The sequence below is a fragment of the Brevibacterium atlanticum genome, assembly GCF_011617245.1.
Lineage (GTDB): Bacteria > Actinomycetota > Actinomycetes > Actinomycetales > Brevibacteriaceae > Brevibacterium > Brevibacterium atlanticum.
The window spans coordinates 1,051,614-1,066,959 of record NZ_CP050152.1; the positions used below are offsets into that span (position 1 = coordinate 1,051,614).

The window sequence follows — 15,346 nt, forward strand, 5'->3', positions numbered from 1 at the left end:
ATCGCCTGACGTTCTTCGCTGCTGTTCGCATGGATAACCAGAAGTCTCGAAGAACAATGCCACTGTTCCAACCATGCACTGTGCGTCTCAGATATGAGGCGTGAGAGGTGTGAAGTGCAATGTCGACCGCAGCAACGGATCTCGCCACTGCCGAAGTGACCATCAACGGAACCGTCACCCGATTCGACGGTCCACCCCATACGAATGCGCTGGACTTCCTCCGCGGTCAGGGACTGACTGCAGCGAAGGAAGGCTGCGCCGAAGGTGAATGCGGGGCCTGCGCGATCCTCGTCGCCCGCCCCGATGACTCCGGCGGAACCCGCTGGACTTCGATCAACTCCTGCCTGCTGCCGGCCGCAGCCCTCGACGGAGGAGAGATCGTCACCGCCGAAGGACTCGCCGACGGCGGAACCGCCCACCCCGTCCAGGAAGAGATGGCCGTGCGCGGCGGATCCCAGTGCGGATACTGCACCCCCGGCTTCATCTCCTCGATGGCCGCCGAATACTACCGCCCCGAACGTGCGGCCGACGCGGCCTCGGGTGCCGCTTCCGAGCCGGGCGATGACGATGACCACCACTGCGGACCCAACGGCTTCGACCTCCACTCCCTGTCCGGCAACCTCTGTCGCTGCACCGGCTACCGCCCCATCCGCGATGCCGCCTTCGCCCTCGGCCAGCCGAGCACCGAGGATGCCCTGGCCGCCCGCCGCGACCGTCCGGCCCCTGCCCCTGTCGCCACCGACTACCGCCGCCCCGACACCGCGACCGGCAAGGTCGGTCGCTATCGCCGGCCCGCCGCACTCGCCGAGGCGGTCGAGATCCTCGCCGCCGAACCTGAGGTCACTGTCGTGGCTGGGGCCACCGATTGGGGCGTCGAGGTCAACATCAAAGGCGCCCGTGCCAAGGACATCCTCGCCGTCGACCGGCTGCCCGAGCTGCGCGGGATCCGCCGCACGGACTCACATATCGAACTCGGCGCCGCGCACACGCTGACCGAGCTCGAACGCGAACTCGCCGGCGACATTCCGCTGCTGGGCAAGCTGTTCCCGCAGTTCGCCTCCCGGCTCATCCGCAATGGAGCCACGATCGGCGGCAACCTCGGCACCGGCTCACCCATCGGCGACACCCCGCCGGCGCTGCTCGCGCTCGAAGCCGAACTCGTGCTCAGCTCGGTGCGCGGAGACCGCGTCGTCGCACTCGTTGACTACTTCACCGGCTACCGGCAGACCGTGCGGTCAGACGATGAGCTCATCACCGCTGTCCGGATTCCGCTGCCGCTGTCGCCACTGACCTCGTTCCAGAAGATCGCGAAGCGACGCTTCGACGACATCTCGTCGGTGGCCATCGGCTACGCCGTCGACGTGGCCGACGGGATGATCGCGAAGGCTCGGATCGGCCTCGGCGGTGTCGCCGCGACCCCACTGCGGGCCACCGCCACCGAGGCTCTGCTCGAAGGCAGACCGTGGACCGTGGAGACCGTGCACGCCGCGGCCGAGACGCTCGCAGGCGAAGGCACTCCGATGGATGACCACCGGGCGAGTGCGCAGTACCGCACCGCAATGCTGCGCTCCTCACTCGAACGCTTCTTCGCCGAACAGCTCGGCCAGCCGGCCGTGACCGGACAGGAGGTCAAGTGATGAGCACACTCTCCCAGCGTCCCGCCGACCCGATCGTCGGTGAACGCCACCACCACGAAAGCGCATTCGGCCATGTCACCGGGTCCGCGCTCTACACCGACGACCTCGTCGGCCGTCTCACCGGAGTCCTCCACGCCTACCCCGTGCAGTCGACGACGGCGCACGCGCGGCTGAACTCCCTCGATGTGGCCCCTGCCTACGAGGTGCCCGGAGTCGTGCGCGTCATCACCGCCTCCGACATCCCCGGAGTCAACGACCAGGGGGTCAAACACGACGAACCGATGCTGCCGACCGACGAGATCATGTTCTTCGGGCAGCCGCTGGCCTGGGTGCTCGCCGAGGACCTCGAAGCCGCTAAGGAAGGGGCCGCCGCCGTCGTCGCCGACGTCGACGAACTGCCCTCGCTCGTGAGCGTGCGCGACGCGATCGCCGCGGGCAGCTACCACGGGCAGCCCCTGCACATCGATAAGGGCGAGGTGGACGCCGCGTTCGCCGATGCTGCCCACGTCTTCGAAGGGGAATTCGAGTTCGCGGGTCAGGAGCACTTCTACCTCGAGACGCAGGCCTGCCTGGCCCACGTCGACGAGAACGAACAGATCTTCATCCAGTCCTCGACCCAGCACCCGACCGAGACACAGGACATCGTCTCCCATGTCCTCGGGGTCCCCGCCCACGAGGTGACCGTGCAGTGCCTGCGCATGGGCGGCGGCTTCGGCGGCAAGGAGATGCAGCCTCACGGATACGCGGCACTCGCCGCCCTCGGAGCCAAGCTGACCGGTCGCCCCGTGCGGCTGCGACTGAGCCGCACGCTCGACATCACGATGACCGGCAAACGCCACGGCTTCCATTCGTCCTGGAAGATCGGCTTCACCGAGGAGGGGAAGATCCTCGCCCTCGACGCGACCCTGACCGCCGACGGAGGGTGGAGCCTCGACCTGTCCGAGCCGGTGCTCACTCGCGCCATGTGCCACATCGACAACGCGTACTGGGTGCCGAACATCCGCGTGACCGGTCGCATCGCGAAGTGCAACAAGACTTCGCAGACGGCCTTCCGCGGCTTCGGCGGCCCTCAGGGCATGCTCGTGATGGAGGACATCCTCGGCCGTGTCGCCCCCGAACTGGGGCTGTCCGCCCGGGAGCTGCGACGGCGGAACTTCTACACCGAGGGCCAGGACACTCCCTACTATCAGCCGGTGCGCCACCCCGACCGGATCGAGGCCTGCTGGGAGCAGCTCATCTCGTCGGCCGACCTCGAGGCCCGCGAACTCGAGATCGAGGTCTTCAACGCAGGCCACGAGCACATCAAGCGCGGCCTGGCGATCACGCCGGTGAAGTTCGGGATCTCGTTCAACCTCACCGCCTTCAACCAGGGCGGAGCCCTCGTGCTCGTGTACAAGGACGGATCCGTCCTCGTCACCCACGGCGGCACCGAGATGGGGCAGGGCCTGCACCAGAAGATGCTGCAGGTCGCGGCCACGACCCTCGGAGTGCCCCTGTCGACGGTGCGCCTGGCGCCCACACGCACGGACAAGGTCCCGAACACCTCGGCGACGGCGGCGAGCTCCGGCTCCGACCTCAACGGCGGAGCGGTGAAGAACGCCTGCGATCAGATCCTCGACCGGCTGCGGGAGGTCGCCGCGGGCCTGCTCGGGGCACCGGCGCACGAAGTGAACATCAGCCGCGGCATCGTCTCCGCCCTGTCCTCGCCGAAGACCGTGACCTGGGAAGAGCTCATCAACACCGCGTACTTCCAGCGCATCCAGCTCTCGGCCTCCGGGTTCTACCGGACCGAAGGCCTGCACTGGAACCTTGCGCAGATGCGGGGCGAACCCTTCAAGTACTTCGCCTACGGAGCCGCGGCCGCCGAGGTCGAGGTCAACCGCTTCGACGGCTCCTACCGGCTGCGCCGCGTCGACATCGTCCACGATGTCGGAGACTCCCTGTCCCCGCTCATCGACCTCGGCCAGATCGAAGGCGGCTTCGTCCAAGGCGCCGGCTGGCTGACCCTGGAAGATCTGCGCTGGGACGAATCCGATCGACCCAGCCGGGGCCGACTGGCGACCCAGGCCGCGAGCACGTACAAGATCCCGAGCTTCTCCGAGACCCCGGATGTCTTCAATGTCTCCCTGCTGGAGAAGGCACACGAGGAAGGGGCCGTATACGGGTCGAAGGCCGTGGGCGAACCCCCGCTCATGCTCGCCTTCTCCGTCCGGGAAGCTCTGCGCGAGGCCGTGAGCGCCTTCGGGCCGGCCGGAACCTCGGTCGAACTCGCCTCACCGGCCACCCCCGAGGCGGTCTTCTGGGCGATCGAGGACGTCCGCCGGGCAGAACCGGGGGCGGCCACCTCGGCGACGGAAGGACAACGAGTTCCGTCATGACCTGGATGGACACCGCATCCGAGCTCCGCAGGGCTCGGGTGCCGGCCGTCCTCGTCACTCTCACCTCGGTGCGCGGGCATGCCCCGCGTGAGGCGGGAGCGAAGATGATCGCCACCGTCGATGACCTGTTCGGGACCATCGGCGGGGGCAATCTCGAGATGACGGCCGTCACCCGTGCCCGGGAGCTGCTGGCCGAAGGCGTGCGCGCCCCGGAGATGCTCACCCTGCGACTCAACGACAAGGCGCCGGCGAAGTACGGCAGGCAGTGCTGCGGCGGAGAGGTCGCCGTGCTGCTCGAACCCCTGCCCGTGCCCGCCTCGGTGGCGATCTTCGGCGCAGGCAACATCGGACTCGAACTCACCCGGATCCTGTCCCGGCACGACATCGACCTCGTCGTCTCCGACTCGCGGCCCGAACAGCTCGAGGCCATCGACGGGATCGGCGCCCCCGTGGCGCAGATCAGCCGCGAGTTCGCCGTCGTCGGGGAGGAAGTGCTCACCGAACTGCCGACCGGCACGCACGTGCTCATCATGACCCATGATCATGCCGAGGACCTGCACCTGTGCTCCGCGGCGCTGACCCGCGGCGACCTCGGCTCCATCGGACTCATCGGCTCGAGCGCCAAATGGCAGCGCTTCCGCAGGAACCTCACCGCCGAAGGCTTCGCCCCCGAGGTCGTCGACACCATCCGCTGCCCCATCGGGCTGCCGGACCTGCCGAGCAAGGCCCCGGCGACGATCGCCGTCAGCGTCGCCGCGGACCTGCTCTCACGCTTCGCCTGAACCTATTTCGCACCACTGACTCAAGGAGAACCACTGTGGTCATCTACCGTGCCCGCGTCTTCGATACGCCGGACAACCCCTTCACCGGAGGGCGGCTGCGCGCCGACTCCGACACCGCCCTCGTCGTCGAGGACGGACTCATCACCGCCCGCACCGACTTCGCCTCCGCCCGCTCATCGCACCCCGATGCCGAGGTGGTCGACCTGCGTGCCGGGGTGCTCATTCCCGGCCTCGTCGACACCCACGTCCACTTTCCGCAGGTCAGGGCCATCGGCTACCTCGGCAAACCGCTGCTCGAATGGCTCGACGACTGCGCCCTGCCCGAAGAGGCGAAGCTTCACGACGAGTCCTATGCCGGTGCGGTGGCCGGGGAATTCCTCACCGGCCTGGCCTCGGCGGGGACCACCTCGGCGATGGTCTTCGGTTCGCACTTCGCCAGCGCGGTGGACATCCTCTTCGCCCGCGCCGCCGAGGTGGGGCTGCGGATCACCGCGGGTCTCGTCACGAGCGACCGGAACCTTCCCGAACCGCTGCTCACCGACGTCGACCGTTCTGTCGACGAAGGCCAGGAGCTCATCGACCGGTGGCACGGGAAGGGCCGGCTGCGGTACGCGATCACTCCGCGGTTCTCGTTCTCGGCCTCGCAGGAGCTCATGGCCGCCGGGGGAGCGCTCTTGGAAGCCAATCCGGACGTGTGGGTGACCTCGCACCTGAACGAGAACCACGACGAGATCGCCGGGGTCGCGGAGATGTTCCCCGAGGCGATCGACTACCTCGACACGTATGACCGGGCGGGACTGCTCGGGCGGCAGACGATCCTCGCGCACAATGTCCACCCGAGCGATCGGGAATTGGCGCGGATGGCTGAGGTCGGGGCCGCCTCGGCGCACTGCCCGACCTCGAATTCGGCGCTGGCCAGCGGATTCTTCCCGCTGCGCCGCCACCTCGCTGCCGGTGTCCGGGTGGCACTGGGCTCGGACGTCGGCGCGGGCAACGGGTTCTCGCTGCTCAAGGAGGGCGTGCAGGCGTACTTCATGCAGCAGTTGGATCCGTCCGGGGGCCTGCCCCTGTCTGCGGCTCATCTGCTCCACCTCGCGACCGCGGCGGGCGCCGATGCGCTCGGGCTGGCCGCCGAGGTCGGGGACCTGTCCGTGGGCAAGCGCTTCGACGCCGCGTACATCTCCCCTGCCGAGGGGCAGCCGCTGGACGTGGGCATCAGACACGCCGAGGACGACGAAGCCGCACTGGCGAAGATCTTCGCCATGGGCACCCCCGCCGACATCACGAAGGTCTGGATCGACGGCACCCCAGTCAACCCCTAATTGCTACATGACGGCGGCCCAGCAACCTCGCGCGAGGTTGCTGGGCCGCCGTCATGTAGCAATTAGGGGTCTTGACTCCGGGGTCGAGGGCTGTCTATGCTTATTTCGTGAAACGGAAATAAACTTCCATAATACGGAAACTGCGAGATACTCAAAGGAGAGCCCATGGTCCGCGCATTCGATTTCACCGCTCCCGACAGCTACGTCCTCAACTGCTCGACGCTGCTCACCGAACTTCCCGTGCTCGAGCGCGCCCAGGCCGCCAAGGATGCGGGCTTCGACCAGGTCGAGTTCTGGTGGCCCTTCGACGGCAACCCGACCCCCACCTCGGCGGAGGTCGATGAGTTCATCGCCTCGCTCGAGAACGCCGGAGTCGAACTCACAGGACTGAACTTCTGGGCCGGGAACATGGCCGCCGGCGACCGCGGCATGGTCTCCGTCATCGGCGCTGAGGACGACTTCGCCGCGAACGTCGCGATCGTCGTCGAGATCGGCCGCCGCACCGGCTGCCGCGCCTTCAACGCCCTCTACGGCCTGCGCACCGAGGGTCAGGACCCCGCGGGCCAGGATTCGACGGCCGCAGCGAACCTCGATCTCGCCGCCCGCGCCGTCGCCGAGATCGACGGAACCGTCCTCGTCGAACCCGTCTCCGGTGCCGAAGGCTACCCGCTCAAGCGCTTCGCCGACGCCGCCGAGGTGGTCGCGACAGTCCGCTCGGAAGGTTCTGCGAACATCGCCGTCCTCGCCGACTTCTTCCACCTGTCCGTCAACGGCGACGACGTCGCCGCCGTCATCGAGGCCGACGCCGCGAACTTCGGCCACATCCAGATCGCCGACGCCGAGGGCCGCGGAGCACCGGGCACCGGATCGCTGCCGCTGCGCGACTGGATCGACCGGGCCTACGCGCTCGGCTACACCGGATCCGTGGCGCTCGAGTACAAACAGGACCGCGCCACCGCTTTCGACTGGCTGACCCACGCCGCCCAGACCGCCTGACCACCCTCACCTTCACGGAGGAAACCCCATGACCAAGACAATCGCGTTCATCGGACTCGGAATCATGGGCCTGCCCATGGCCAAGAACCTCGTCGACGCGGGCTTCGACGTCCGCGGATTCAACCGCACCCCGGCCAAGGCCGAAACCCTCGCCGAGGCGGGGGGAAGTGCCGCAGCTACCATCGCCGAGGCGGTGACCGGGGCCGATGTCATCGTCACCATGGTCCCGGATTCGCCCGACGTCGAGGTCGTGCTCACCGGTGACGACGGCATCCTCGCCCATGCCTCGGCGGGCGCCACCTGGATCGACTTCTCCACCATCCGCCCCGACGTGGCCAAGGAGCTGGCCGAGCGGGCCAAGGAAGCCGGCCTCAAACCCCTCGACGCCCCCGTCTCCGGCGGAGAGCCCGGCGCCATCGACGGCGTGCTGTCCATCATGGTGGGCGGGGACAAAGCCGACTTCGATGCCGTCTCCGACGTCTTCGACGCCGTCGGCAAGACCATCGTCCTCGTCGGCCCCTCGGGCGCCGGGCAGACCGTCAAGGCCGCCAACCAGCTCATCGTCGCCGGCAACATCGGCCTGCTGGCCGAGGCCGTCGTCTTCCTCGAAGCCTATGGAGTCGAAACGGGTGCGGCACTGCAGGTCCTCGGCGGCGGGTTGGCGGGATCCAAGGTGCTCGATCAGAAGGGGCAGAAGATGCTCGACCGTGAGTTCAGCCCCGGATTCCGCCTGGCACTGCACCACAAGGACATGGGCATCGTCACCGCCGCCGCCCGCGAAGCAGGAGTCGCGACTCCGCTCGGATCGACCGTCGCCCAACTCGTCGCCGCAACCGTGCAGCAGGGCAACGGGGGACTCGACCACTCGGGTCTCTTCACCGTCGTCGAACAGCTCTCGGGGAAGAACGAGAACTGATCGACCGCCTCGGCGCGGGAATTCCCACCATGAACCGAGCCGGCGACAACGTCGTCGCCGGCTCACGAACAAAGGACTGAAGAAATGACACGCATGCGCGCAGTCGACGCCATAGTGCTCATCCTCGAAAAGGAAGGGGCGACCGAGACCTTCGGACTGCCCGGGGCGGCGATCAACCCGCTGTACTCGGCGATGAAGGCCCACGGCGGAATCCGGCACACCCTGGCCCGGCACGTCGAGGGAGCCTCGCACATGGCCGACGGCTACACCCGATCGGCCCCGGGAAACATCGGCGTCTGCCTGGGCACCTCGGGCCCGGCCGGCACCGACATGATCACCGGCCTCTACGCCGCGTTCGCCGACTCCCAGCCGATCCTGTGCATCACCGGACAGGCCCCCGTCGCTGTGCTCGACAAAGAGGACTTCCAGGCCGTGGACATCGCCTCCATCGCGGCACCCGTGACGAAGATGGCCAAGACGGTCCTCGAGGCCGGACAGGTCCCCGGGGTCTTCCAGACCGCCTTCCAACTCATGCGCTCGGCCCGCCCCGGACCCGTGCTCATCGACCTGCCCATCGACGTGCAGCAGGCCGAGATCGACTTCGACATCGACGCCTACGAACCGTTGGCACCCGCGAAGCCGGCAGCCACCTCGGCGCAGGCGGAGAAGATCCTCGACCTCATCGCCGAGGCGGCCCACCCGATCATCATCGCCGGCGGCGGAATCATCAACGCCGATGCCGCCGACCGCCTCGTCGAATTCGCCGAACTCACCTCGATCCCGGTCTCACCGACGCTCATGGGGTGGGGCGCGATCCCCGACGACCATCCGCTGGCCGCGGGCATGGTCGGAATTCAGACGCACGTGCGCTACGGGAATGCCAGCTTCTTGGAATCCGACCTCGTCATCGGCATCGGCAACCGCTGGGCCAACCGCCACACCGGTGACCTGGGCGTGTACCGCAAGGGTCGGAAGTTCATCCATATCGACATCGAACCCACACAGATCGGACGCGTCTTCGCCCCGGACTTCGGAGTCGCCTCGGATGCGGGCGCCGCCCTCGATGCCCTGCTCGCCGCCGCGAGATCGCGGTCGGGCGGCCTGCCGGACTTCACCGGCTGGGCCGATGAGTGCACGGCACGGAAGTCGACCGAGCACCGGAAGACGAACTTCACCGAGATGCCGATCAAACCGCAGCGGGTCTACCAGGAGATGAACCGGGCCTTCGGCCAGGACGTCACCTATGTCTCGACGATCGGACTGAGCCAGATCGCCGGAGCCCAGATGCTCCACGTCTACCGGCCCCGGCACTGGATCAACGCCGGCCAGGCCGGACCGCTGGGCTGGACCGGACCCGCGGCACTCGGCGTGGCCAAGGGCAAGCCGGGGGAGACCGTCGTCGCGCTCTCCGGCGACTACGACTTCCAGTTCATGATCGAAGAGCTCGCCGTCGGCGCGCAGCACAAGATCCCCTATGTCCATGTCGTCGTCAACAACTCCTACCTCGGGCTCATCCGCCAGTCGCAGCGCGGATTCGAGATGGACTACGAGGTGTCGCTGGCGTTCGAGAACATCAACTCGGCCGGATCCGGGTCATCGGGATACGGAGTCGACCACGTGGCCGTGGCCCAGGGTCTCGGCTGCAAGGCCCTGCGCGTCGAGGACCCCGAACTCATCGGCGAGGGTCTGCGCGTGGCCAAGGAGCTCATGGACGAGCACCAGGTGCCCGTGGTCGTCGAGGTCATCCTCGAACGCGTCACGAACATCTCGATGGGCACCGCACTCGATGCCATCAACGAGTTCGAGACCCTCGCCCAGACCCCGGCGGACGCCCCGACGGCGCTGACGCCGATGGGTGAGCTGGCGGCGGCGAAATAGGCCGGGTGAGACTGTGCCATCTGAGGCTGTGCCGAATCGTCCGGGCCGAGTAGGCTAGAACGGTATACCGAAAATGTGCCGCTGGCCTGCCGGGCCGGGCGACTGAGGAGGAACATTGAGCAATGACGCCAAATTCGATCTGATCATCCACGCCGAGGCGGCCCTGCTGCCCGACGGAATCGAGCCCGCGAGCGTCGGTGTCAGGGATGGGAGGATCGCCGGGATCGCCCGCGGTGACAACGGCCTGGACCCGGCCGCCTCGGCGGGGGTGGAGGTCGTCGAGGTCGGCGCCGATGAGGTGCTCCTGCCGGGGCTCGTCGACTCCCACGTCCACGTCAACGATCCGGGTCGAGCCGAGTGGGAGGGCTTCGCCAGCGCCACCCGCGCGGCCGCGGCCGGGGGAGTGACGACGATCGTCGACATGCCGCTGAACTCCCTGCCGCCGACGGTCGACGTCGCCGCACTCGAGACCAAACGCGAGGTCGCCGCACCGAAGGCGTTCGTCGACGTCGGTTTCTGGGGCGGGGCGATCCCCGGCAACACCGCCGACCTGCGTCCTCTGCACGAGGCTGGCGTCTACGGGTTCAAGTGCTTCCTCGAGGACTCCGGGGTCGATGAGTTCCCGCCTCTGGAGCCGGCCGAGATGCAGGTCGACATGGCCGAGATCGCGTCCTTCGACTCGATGCTCATCGTCCATGCCGAGGATCACGAGGTGATGACCGGGGCGCCGAAGAACTCGGGTCCGAAGTTCGCCGACTTCCTCGCCACGCGCCCCCGCGAGGCAGAGAACGTCGCCATCGCCCGGGTCATCGACGCCGCCCGCGCCACCGGGGCCCGCGCCCACATCCTCCACCTGTCCTCCGCCGATTCGCTCGAGCAGATCGCGGCGGCCAAAGCCGAAGGGATCCGGCTCACCGTCGAGACCTGCCCGCACTACCTCGTCTTCACCGCCGAGGAGATCCCGGACGGGGCGACGACGCACAAGTGCTGCCCGCCGATCCGTGAGGAATCCAACCGCGAGGCGCTGTGGCAGGGCCTCATCGACGGCACCATCGACTGCATCGTCTCCGATCACTCGCCGTCGACGGCCGAACTCAAACTGCTCGACACCGGGGACTTCGGCGCCGCGTGGGGCGGCATCTCGTCCCTGCAGCTGGGTCTGTCCCTCGTATGGACCGAAGCGGCCAAGCGCGGCATCGAGCTCGCCGAGGTGGTCCGCTGGATGTCCGCAGCACCGGCGGCGGTGGCGCGCGTGGAGAACAAGGGCGCGATCGCGGTGGGCAACGACGCGGACTTCGCCGTCTTCGCCCCCGATGAGGAGTGGGCCGTGCGCGCTACGGACCTCTATCACCGTAACCAGATCAGCGCGTACGACGCCCGCACCGTCCGCGGCCGGGTGACCCGGACCGTGCTGCGCGGCGCGACGGTCGACTTCGAGACCCCGACCGGCCGCCTTCTCACCGCCCACTAATTGCTACCTGACGGCGGCCCAGCAACCTCGCGCGAGGTTGCTGGGCCGCCGTCAGGTTGTATGGGGAAGAAGTTATCCACAGATCGCTATTTGCTATTGCTGTTATATGGCGAATAGTGCAATTTGGTGTCATGTATCTGTGTATGACGACGGAGAAGCTTTATCGGCTGGGGTTTACCAAGGACGAAGTCAGGCGCGGCGAGAAATGCTGCCTCTCGCGCATCGCCCGCGGTCGGTATGTCGCGACCGGATCCTGCGACGATGCCCGGCATGAAACCATCTGGGCGGCGCTGAGTGAGCAGGACTTCGAGGAGTTCGCCCATCGAGGGGACATGCGCGACGAGATCGAACCCCTGCGCGTCCTCATCCGCACGCGCGCCGAACGCATCCACACCGCCTCGGGGCGTTGGCGAGTGACGAAGGGGCGCGAGGTCTTCTCCCATCTCTCTGCCGCCCTCGTCCACGGCCTGCCGATCGCGTATTCGGCGCAGACGCGAGTGGAGGTGTTCCGTCCGAACGTCAGCCGGAAGTACCGGCACCTCTACGTCCGCAACCGTGAGATCCCCTCGGCTCATCGGAAGATGGTCGGCATCTATGCCGTGACGACGATGGAGCGCACACTCATCGACGTCGCCCGGGACTACAGCCCGGACGTGTCCGTGCCGATGCTCGACGAGGCGATCGGCCGCGGTCGGACGAGTCGGCTCCGGCTGAAAGCAGTCCTCGAGGAATGCCCAGAATCCCGCGGGGACGCGACTGTGCTCCGTGCGCTGCGCCTGACCGACGGGAGGCGAGAATCGCCATCGGAATCGATCGCAGCGGTCCGGTTCTTCGAGCACGGGATCACCGGGTTCGAGCCGCAGGTCGAATTCTTCGGCGACCACGGCGAAGTTTTCGCCCGCGTCGATTTCTGCCACCGCGATGCCCGGCTGATCGTCGAGATCGACGGGCTCGAGAAGTACACGATGAACGGGCGCACTCCCCGCAAGAGCATTGCGGCCGAGAAAGCCCGCGAGGCCGCCCTCGAAGCCCGAGGATACAAGGTCATCCGCCTGACCTTCGGCGAACTCTTCCGCACCGCGCCCTTCGAGCGCATTCTCGGTGTGCTCGCAACCCGTCTGCGCACCGGATGAGCACGTCCAAACAACCTGACGGCGGCCCAGCAACCTCGCGCGAGGTTGCTGGGCCGCCGTCAGGTAGCAATTAGGGGAGGAGGTGGGTTCTCAGGCGGGCAACGTGGCCCTGGGCGTCGACGTTGTACTCCGCATGGGTGAGCCGGCCGTCCTCGGCGATGACGAACGTCGAGCGCAGGGTGCCCTGGAAGGTGTGCTCCCCGTCCGTCTTCTGACCGTAGCTGCCATAGGCCCGGGCGACGACGCCGCCGTAGTCGGACAGGAGCGAGAACGTCAGGCCCTCATCGGCGGCGAACGCCCGCAGCGACTCCGGGTCATCGGGCGAGACGCCGAGGACCTCGAAGCCCGCGGCGGCCAGCGCGGAGAGATTGTCGCGGAAGTCGCAGGCCTCGGTGGTGCAGCCGGGCGTCGATGCCTTGGGGTAGAAGTAGAGGATGACCTTCCTGCCGGCGAAGTCGGATTTCGAAACGGTCCGCTCCTCGGCGTCGGTGAGCGTGAAGTCCGGTGCGATGTCTCCGGCTCGCAGCTGAGTCGTCGTTGCGGTCATGGTGGGTCCTTTCATCGTTGAATGGTGCTTCCAGAGATGGTGCTTCCGGCGGCCACGAGTGCGCATGCATGCGCGGCCGAGTCCTCGATGAGCGCTGCGGCGCGCTCGGACAGTGTGTCCAGATCCGCGGGTCCCGGCGCGATTGACAGCGCCGCGGTGATCCCCGCCTCCCGGCACTCGGCCGGGCTGAGCCCGACCCGTCCGGCGATGACGATCACCCGCGCCGAGGCGGGGGCGTGGTGGCGTACGGCCGCGACCACCTTCCCGCCCAGGGACTGGGAGTCGAACGAGCCCTCGCCGGTGAGCACGATATCGGCCTCGGCGAGTGCCGTGGCCAGCCCGACGGCCTCGGCGACCATCTGCGAACCGGGCACCACCTCGGCGCCCAGGAGCGTCGTCAGCGCCAGCGGGATCCCGCCGGCGGCACCGAATCCGGGGGTCGCGGCCAGCGCCTCGGCTTCCTCCGCAGAGGAGGTGAGCACCTCGGCGAGGTGGCCGAGTCCCGTGTCGAGCACGGTCACGGAGTCCCCGTCCGCACCCTTCTGCGGACCGAAGACCGCCGCCGCACCGCGGGGGCCGGTGAGCGGATTGTCGACGTCGACGGCGATGCGCCAGCGCACCCGTCGCGCCCGCGGATCGAGCTCCGAGGCGTCCACCGCGGCGACCGAGACCAGCCCACCGCCGCCGGGGGCGATCGGTTCGCCCGCGGCATCGGTGAACCGCGCGCCGAGAGCCGCGGCGATGCCGACGCCGCCGTCGGTGCTCGCCGAGCCGCCGATGCACAGCAGGATCTCCTCGACCCCGGTCTCGAGCACGGCGCGGGCGATCAGTCCGACCCCGTAGGTGTCGGCGCGCTCGGGCTGCAGAGGCACGTCGGAGACCTGCGGCAGTCCGTTGGCCTGAGCTGCCTCGATGACGGCGGTGGTGCCGTCGGGAGAGATTCCGAAGGCCGCCGAGGTGGCCCGACCGAGCGCATCGACCGCTTCGACGGTGCGCGGCTGGGTCCCCCAGACGGCGAGCAGGGTCTCGAGCGTTCCCTCTCCGCCGTCGGCGAAGGGCAGCTCGGTGACGTCCGCGTCGGGGAAGGCGGCACGCGCACCGCGGGCCATGGCGGCCGCGGCGGCAGGTGCGGAGGCCGAGCCCTTGAAGGAGTCGGGGGCGCAGACGATCGTCGGGCTGCCCTGTGGCACTGTGTCGTGAGTCATGTCCCCATTCAACCTCATCGTCTGTTCGGGTGGTCTGCGATCCATTATCCACAATCCGGAAGAAAGTTTCCATAACAATGTGTGAGCAATTTGACATTGGTGCAGGCGGCCAGCAGACTCGAACCAATCGTTCGGAAATGGTATTCCGAAACGCGAAAGTCTCGTCAGTCAGCCTAGGAGGTCACCGTGGACCTGGCCGAGTTCAATCGACTGCCGGCCGAGGCGGCGCGCACAGTGCTGCGCCCCTGCCTCGATGTCGACCGCTGGATCGATGCCGTCGTCGCGGCACGGCCGTTCTCCGACCTCGACTCCGCCCTCACCTCGGCGCGCGAGGACGCCGCTCCGCTGAGCAGCGACGAGATCGCGACCGCGCTGTCCCACCATCCCCGGATCGGTGAGAAGGCGAAGGGCGAGTCCGCCGAGGCCGCCCACTCGAGTCGCGAACAGGCCGGTCTCGGCACCCTTGAGGCCGATGTGCAGTCGCGGCTGGCCGCCGGCAACGCCGCCTACGAAAAGCGCTTCGACCGCGTCTTCCTCATCCGCGCCGCCGGTCGCAGCCCCGAAGAGATCCTCTCCGAACTCGACCGCCGCATGGACAACTCCGCCGCCGACGAGGAAGCCGAGGTCGGAGACCAGCTCATCCAGATCGCCGCCCTCCGACTCGAAGGAATCCTCGCATGAGCTTCATCACCGCCCACGCCCTCGACTCGACTCTCGGCACACCGGCCGCAGGTCTCGAAGTCACCCTCTATGACGGCGCCGAGGTCATCGTCTCCGCCCGCACCGACGACAACGGGCGGGTCTCGGACTTCGGCCCCGACCACCTCGAGCCCGGGGACTACCGGATCGTCTTCGGCGCCGGCGACTACTTCGCAGCCCGGAACATGGACCACTTCCACCCCGTGGTCACGATCGACTTCACCGTCCAGGCAGGACAGGCGCACTATCACATCCCGCTGCTGCTCAGCCCCTTCGCCTACAGCACCTACCGCGGCAGCTGAGCCGCACCCTCAATCACCATCAGGGGAAGCAGGCCCCCTGCAGGATCGGCATCCTCAACAAACCGCCGAAGCCGACCGGA

The 15,346-nt window shown here is 68.0% G+C and carries 12 protein-coding genes and 1 pseudogene; 11 read left to right on the forward strand and 2 right to left on the reverse strand.

Going from position 1 to position 15,346, the window contains the following annotated elements:
- The first annotated feature begins 119 nt into the window (after positions 1–119).
- From GUY23_RS04470 to GUY23_RS04510, 9 genes and pseudogenes are all read left to right on the forward strand, one after another.
- Positions 120–1,637 (forward strand): xanthine dehydrogenase small subunit, encoded by a 1,518-nt coding sequence (locus tag GUY23_RS04470; RefSeq protein ID WP_166970099.1) that lies wholly within the window; start codon positions 120–122, stop codon positions 1,635–1,637.
- Entirely contained in the window at positions 1,637–4,015 is a 2,379-nt protein-coding gene (gene xdhB, locus GUY23_RS04475) for a xanthine dehydrogenase molybdopterin binding subunit (RefSeq protein WP_166970101.1), read from the forward strand. The genes GUY23_RS04470 and xdhB overlap by 1 nt, the downstream gene beginning before the upstream one ends.
- Entirely contained in the window at positions 4,012–4,797 is a 786-nt protein-coding gene (gene xdhC, locus GUY23_RS04480; RefSeq protein WP_166970103.1) for a xanthine dehydrogenase accessory protein XdhC, read from the forward strand. The genes xdhB and xdhC overlap by 4 nt, the downstream gene beginning before the upstream one ends.
- A 35-nt stretch (positions 4,798–4,832) precedes the next feature.
- Positions 4,833–6,119, forward strand: a complete 1,287-nt coding sequence (gene guaD, locus GUY23_RS04485; protein WP_166970105.1) for a guanine deaminase — start codon at positions 4,833–4,835, stop codon at positions 6,117–6,119.
- A 165-nt stretch (positions 6,120–6,284) separates the two neighbouring features.
- Positions 6,285–7,115 (forward strand): hydroxypyruvate isomerase family protein, encoded by an 831-nt coding sequence (locus GUY23_RS04490; protein WP_166970107.1) that lies wholly within the window; start codon positions 6,285–6,287, stop codon positions 7,113–7,115.
- A 25-nt stretch (positions 7,116–7,140) separates the two neighbouring features.
- Positions 7,141–8,031, forward strand: a pseudogene (locus GUY23_RS04495) (2-hydroxy-3-oxopropionate reductase); the annotation flags it as partial.
- An 84-nt stretch (positions 8,032–8,115) separates the two neighbouring features.
- Entirely contained in the window at positions 8,116–9,909 is a 1,794-nt protein-coding gene (gcl, locus tag GUY23_RS04500; RefSeq protein WP_166970111.1) for a glyoxylate carboligase, read from the forward strand.
- A 115-nt stretch (positions 9,910–10,024) separates the two neighbouring features.
- Complete coding sequence (gene allB, locus GUY23_RS04505; RefSeq protein ID WP_166970113.1) at positions 10,025–11,380, forward strand: allantoinase AllB; 1,356 nt, start codon at positions 10,025–10,027, stop codon at positions 11,378–11,380.
- A gap of 143 nt (positions 11,381–11,523) precedes the next feature.
- Positions 11,524–12,513, forward strand: coding sequence for a DUF559 domain-containing protein (locus GUY23_RS04510; RefSeq protein WP_166970115.1), 990 nt, complete (start codon positions 11,524–11,526; stop codon positions 12,511–12,513).
- A gap of 70 nt (positions 12,514–12,583) precedes the next feature.
- Here the strand turns inward: GUY23_RS04510 and bcp are convergent, their stop codons facing one another.
- Entirely contained in the window at positions 12,584–13,060 is a 477-nt protein-coding gene (gene bcp, locus GUY23_RS04515; protein ID WP_166970117.1) for a thioredoxin-dependent thiol peroxidase, read from the reverse strand.
- A gap of 11 nt (positions 13,061–13,071) precedes the next feature.
- Entirely contained in the window at positions 13,072–14,265 is a 1,194-nt protein-coding gene (locus tag GUY23_RS04520; RefSeq protein ID WP_166970119.1) for a glycerate kinase, read from the reverse strand.
- 186 nt (positions 14,266–14,451) lie between these two features.
- Between GUY23_RS04520 and uraD the strand changes: the two genes are divergently transcribed.
- Positions 14,452–14,946, forward strand: a complete 495-nt coding sequence (gene uraD, locus GUY23_RS04525) for a 2-oxo-4-hydroxy-4-carboxy-5-ureidoimidazoline decarboxylase (RefSeq protein ID WP_166970121.1) — start codon at positions 14,452–14,454, stop codon at positions 14,944–14,946.
- Entirely contained in the window at positions 14,943–15,266 is a 324-nt protein-coding gene (uraH, locus tag GUY23_RS04530) for a hydroxyisourate hydrolase (RefSeq protein ID WP_166970123.1), read from the forward strand. The genes uraD and uraH overlap by 4 nt, the downstream gene beginning before the upstream one ends.
- The last annotated feature ends 80 nt before the right edge of the window (positions 15,267–15,346 follow it).

Coding starts and splice junctions, on each gene's coding strand:
- GUY23_RS04470 (WP_166970099.1), top strand. CDS start 120: ATGTCGACCGCAGCAACGGATCTCGCCACTGCCGAAGTGACCATCAAC.
- xdhB (WP_166970101.1), top strand. CDS start 1,637: ATGAGCACACTCTCCCAGCGTCCCGCCGACCCGATCGTCGGTGAACGC.
- xdhC (WP_166970103.1), top strand. CDS start 4,012: ATGACCTGGATGGACACCGCATCCGAGCTCCGCAGGGCTCGGGTGCCG.
- GUY23_RS04490 (WP_166970107.1), top strand. CDS start 6,285: ATGGTCCGCGCATTCGATTTCACCGCTCCCGACAGCTACGTCCTCAAC.
- gcl (WP_166970111.1), top strand. CDS start 8,116: ATGACACGCATGCGCGCAGTCGACGCCATAGTGCTCATCCTCGAAAAG.
- GUY23_RS04510 (WP_166970115.1), top strand. CDS start 11,524: ATGACGACGGAGAAGCTTTATCGGCTGGGGTTTACCAAGGACGAAGTC.
- bcp (WP_166970117.1), bottom strand. CDS start 13,060: ATGACCGCAACGACGACTCAGCTGCGAGCCGGAGACATCGCACCGGAC.
- GUY23_RS04520 (WP_166970119.1), bottom strand. CDS start 14,265: ATGACTCACGACACAGTGCCACAGGGCAGCCCGACGATCGTCTGCGCC.
- uraH (WP_166970123.1), top strand. CDS start 14,943: ATGAGCTTCATCACCGCCCACGCCCTCGACTCGACTCTCGGCACACCG.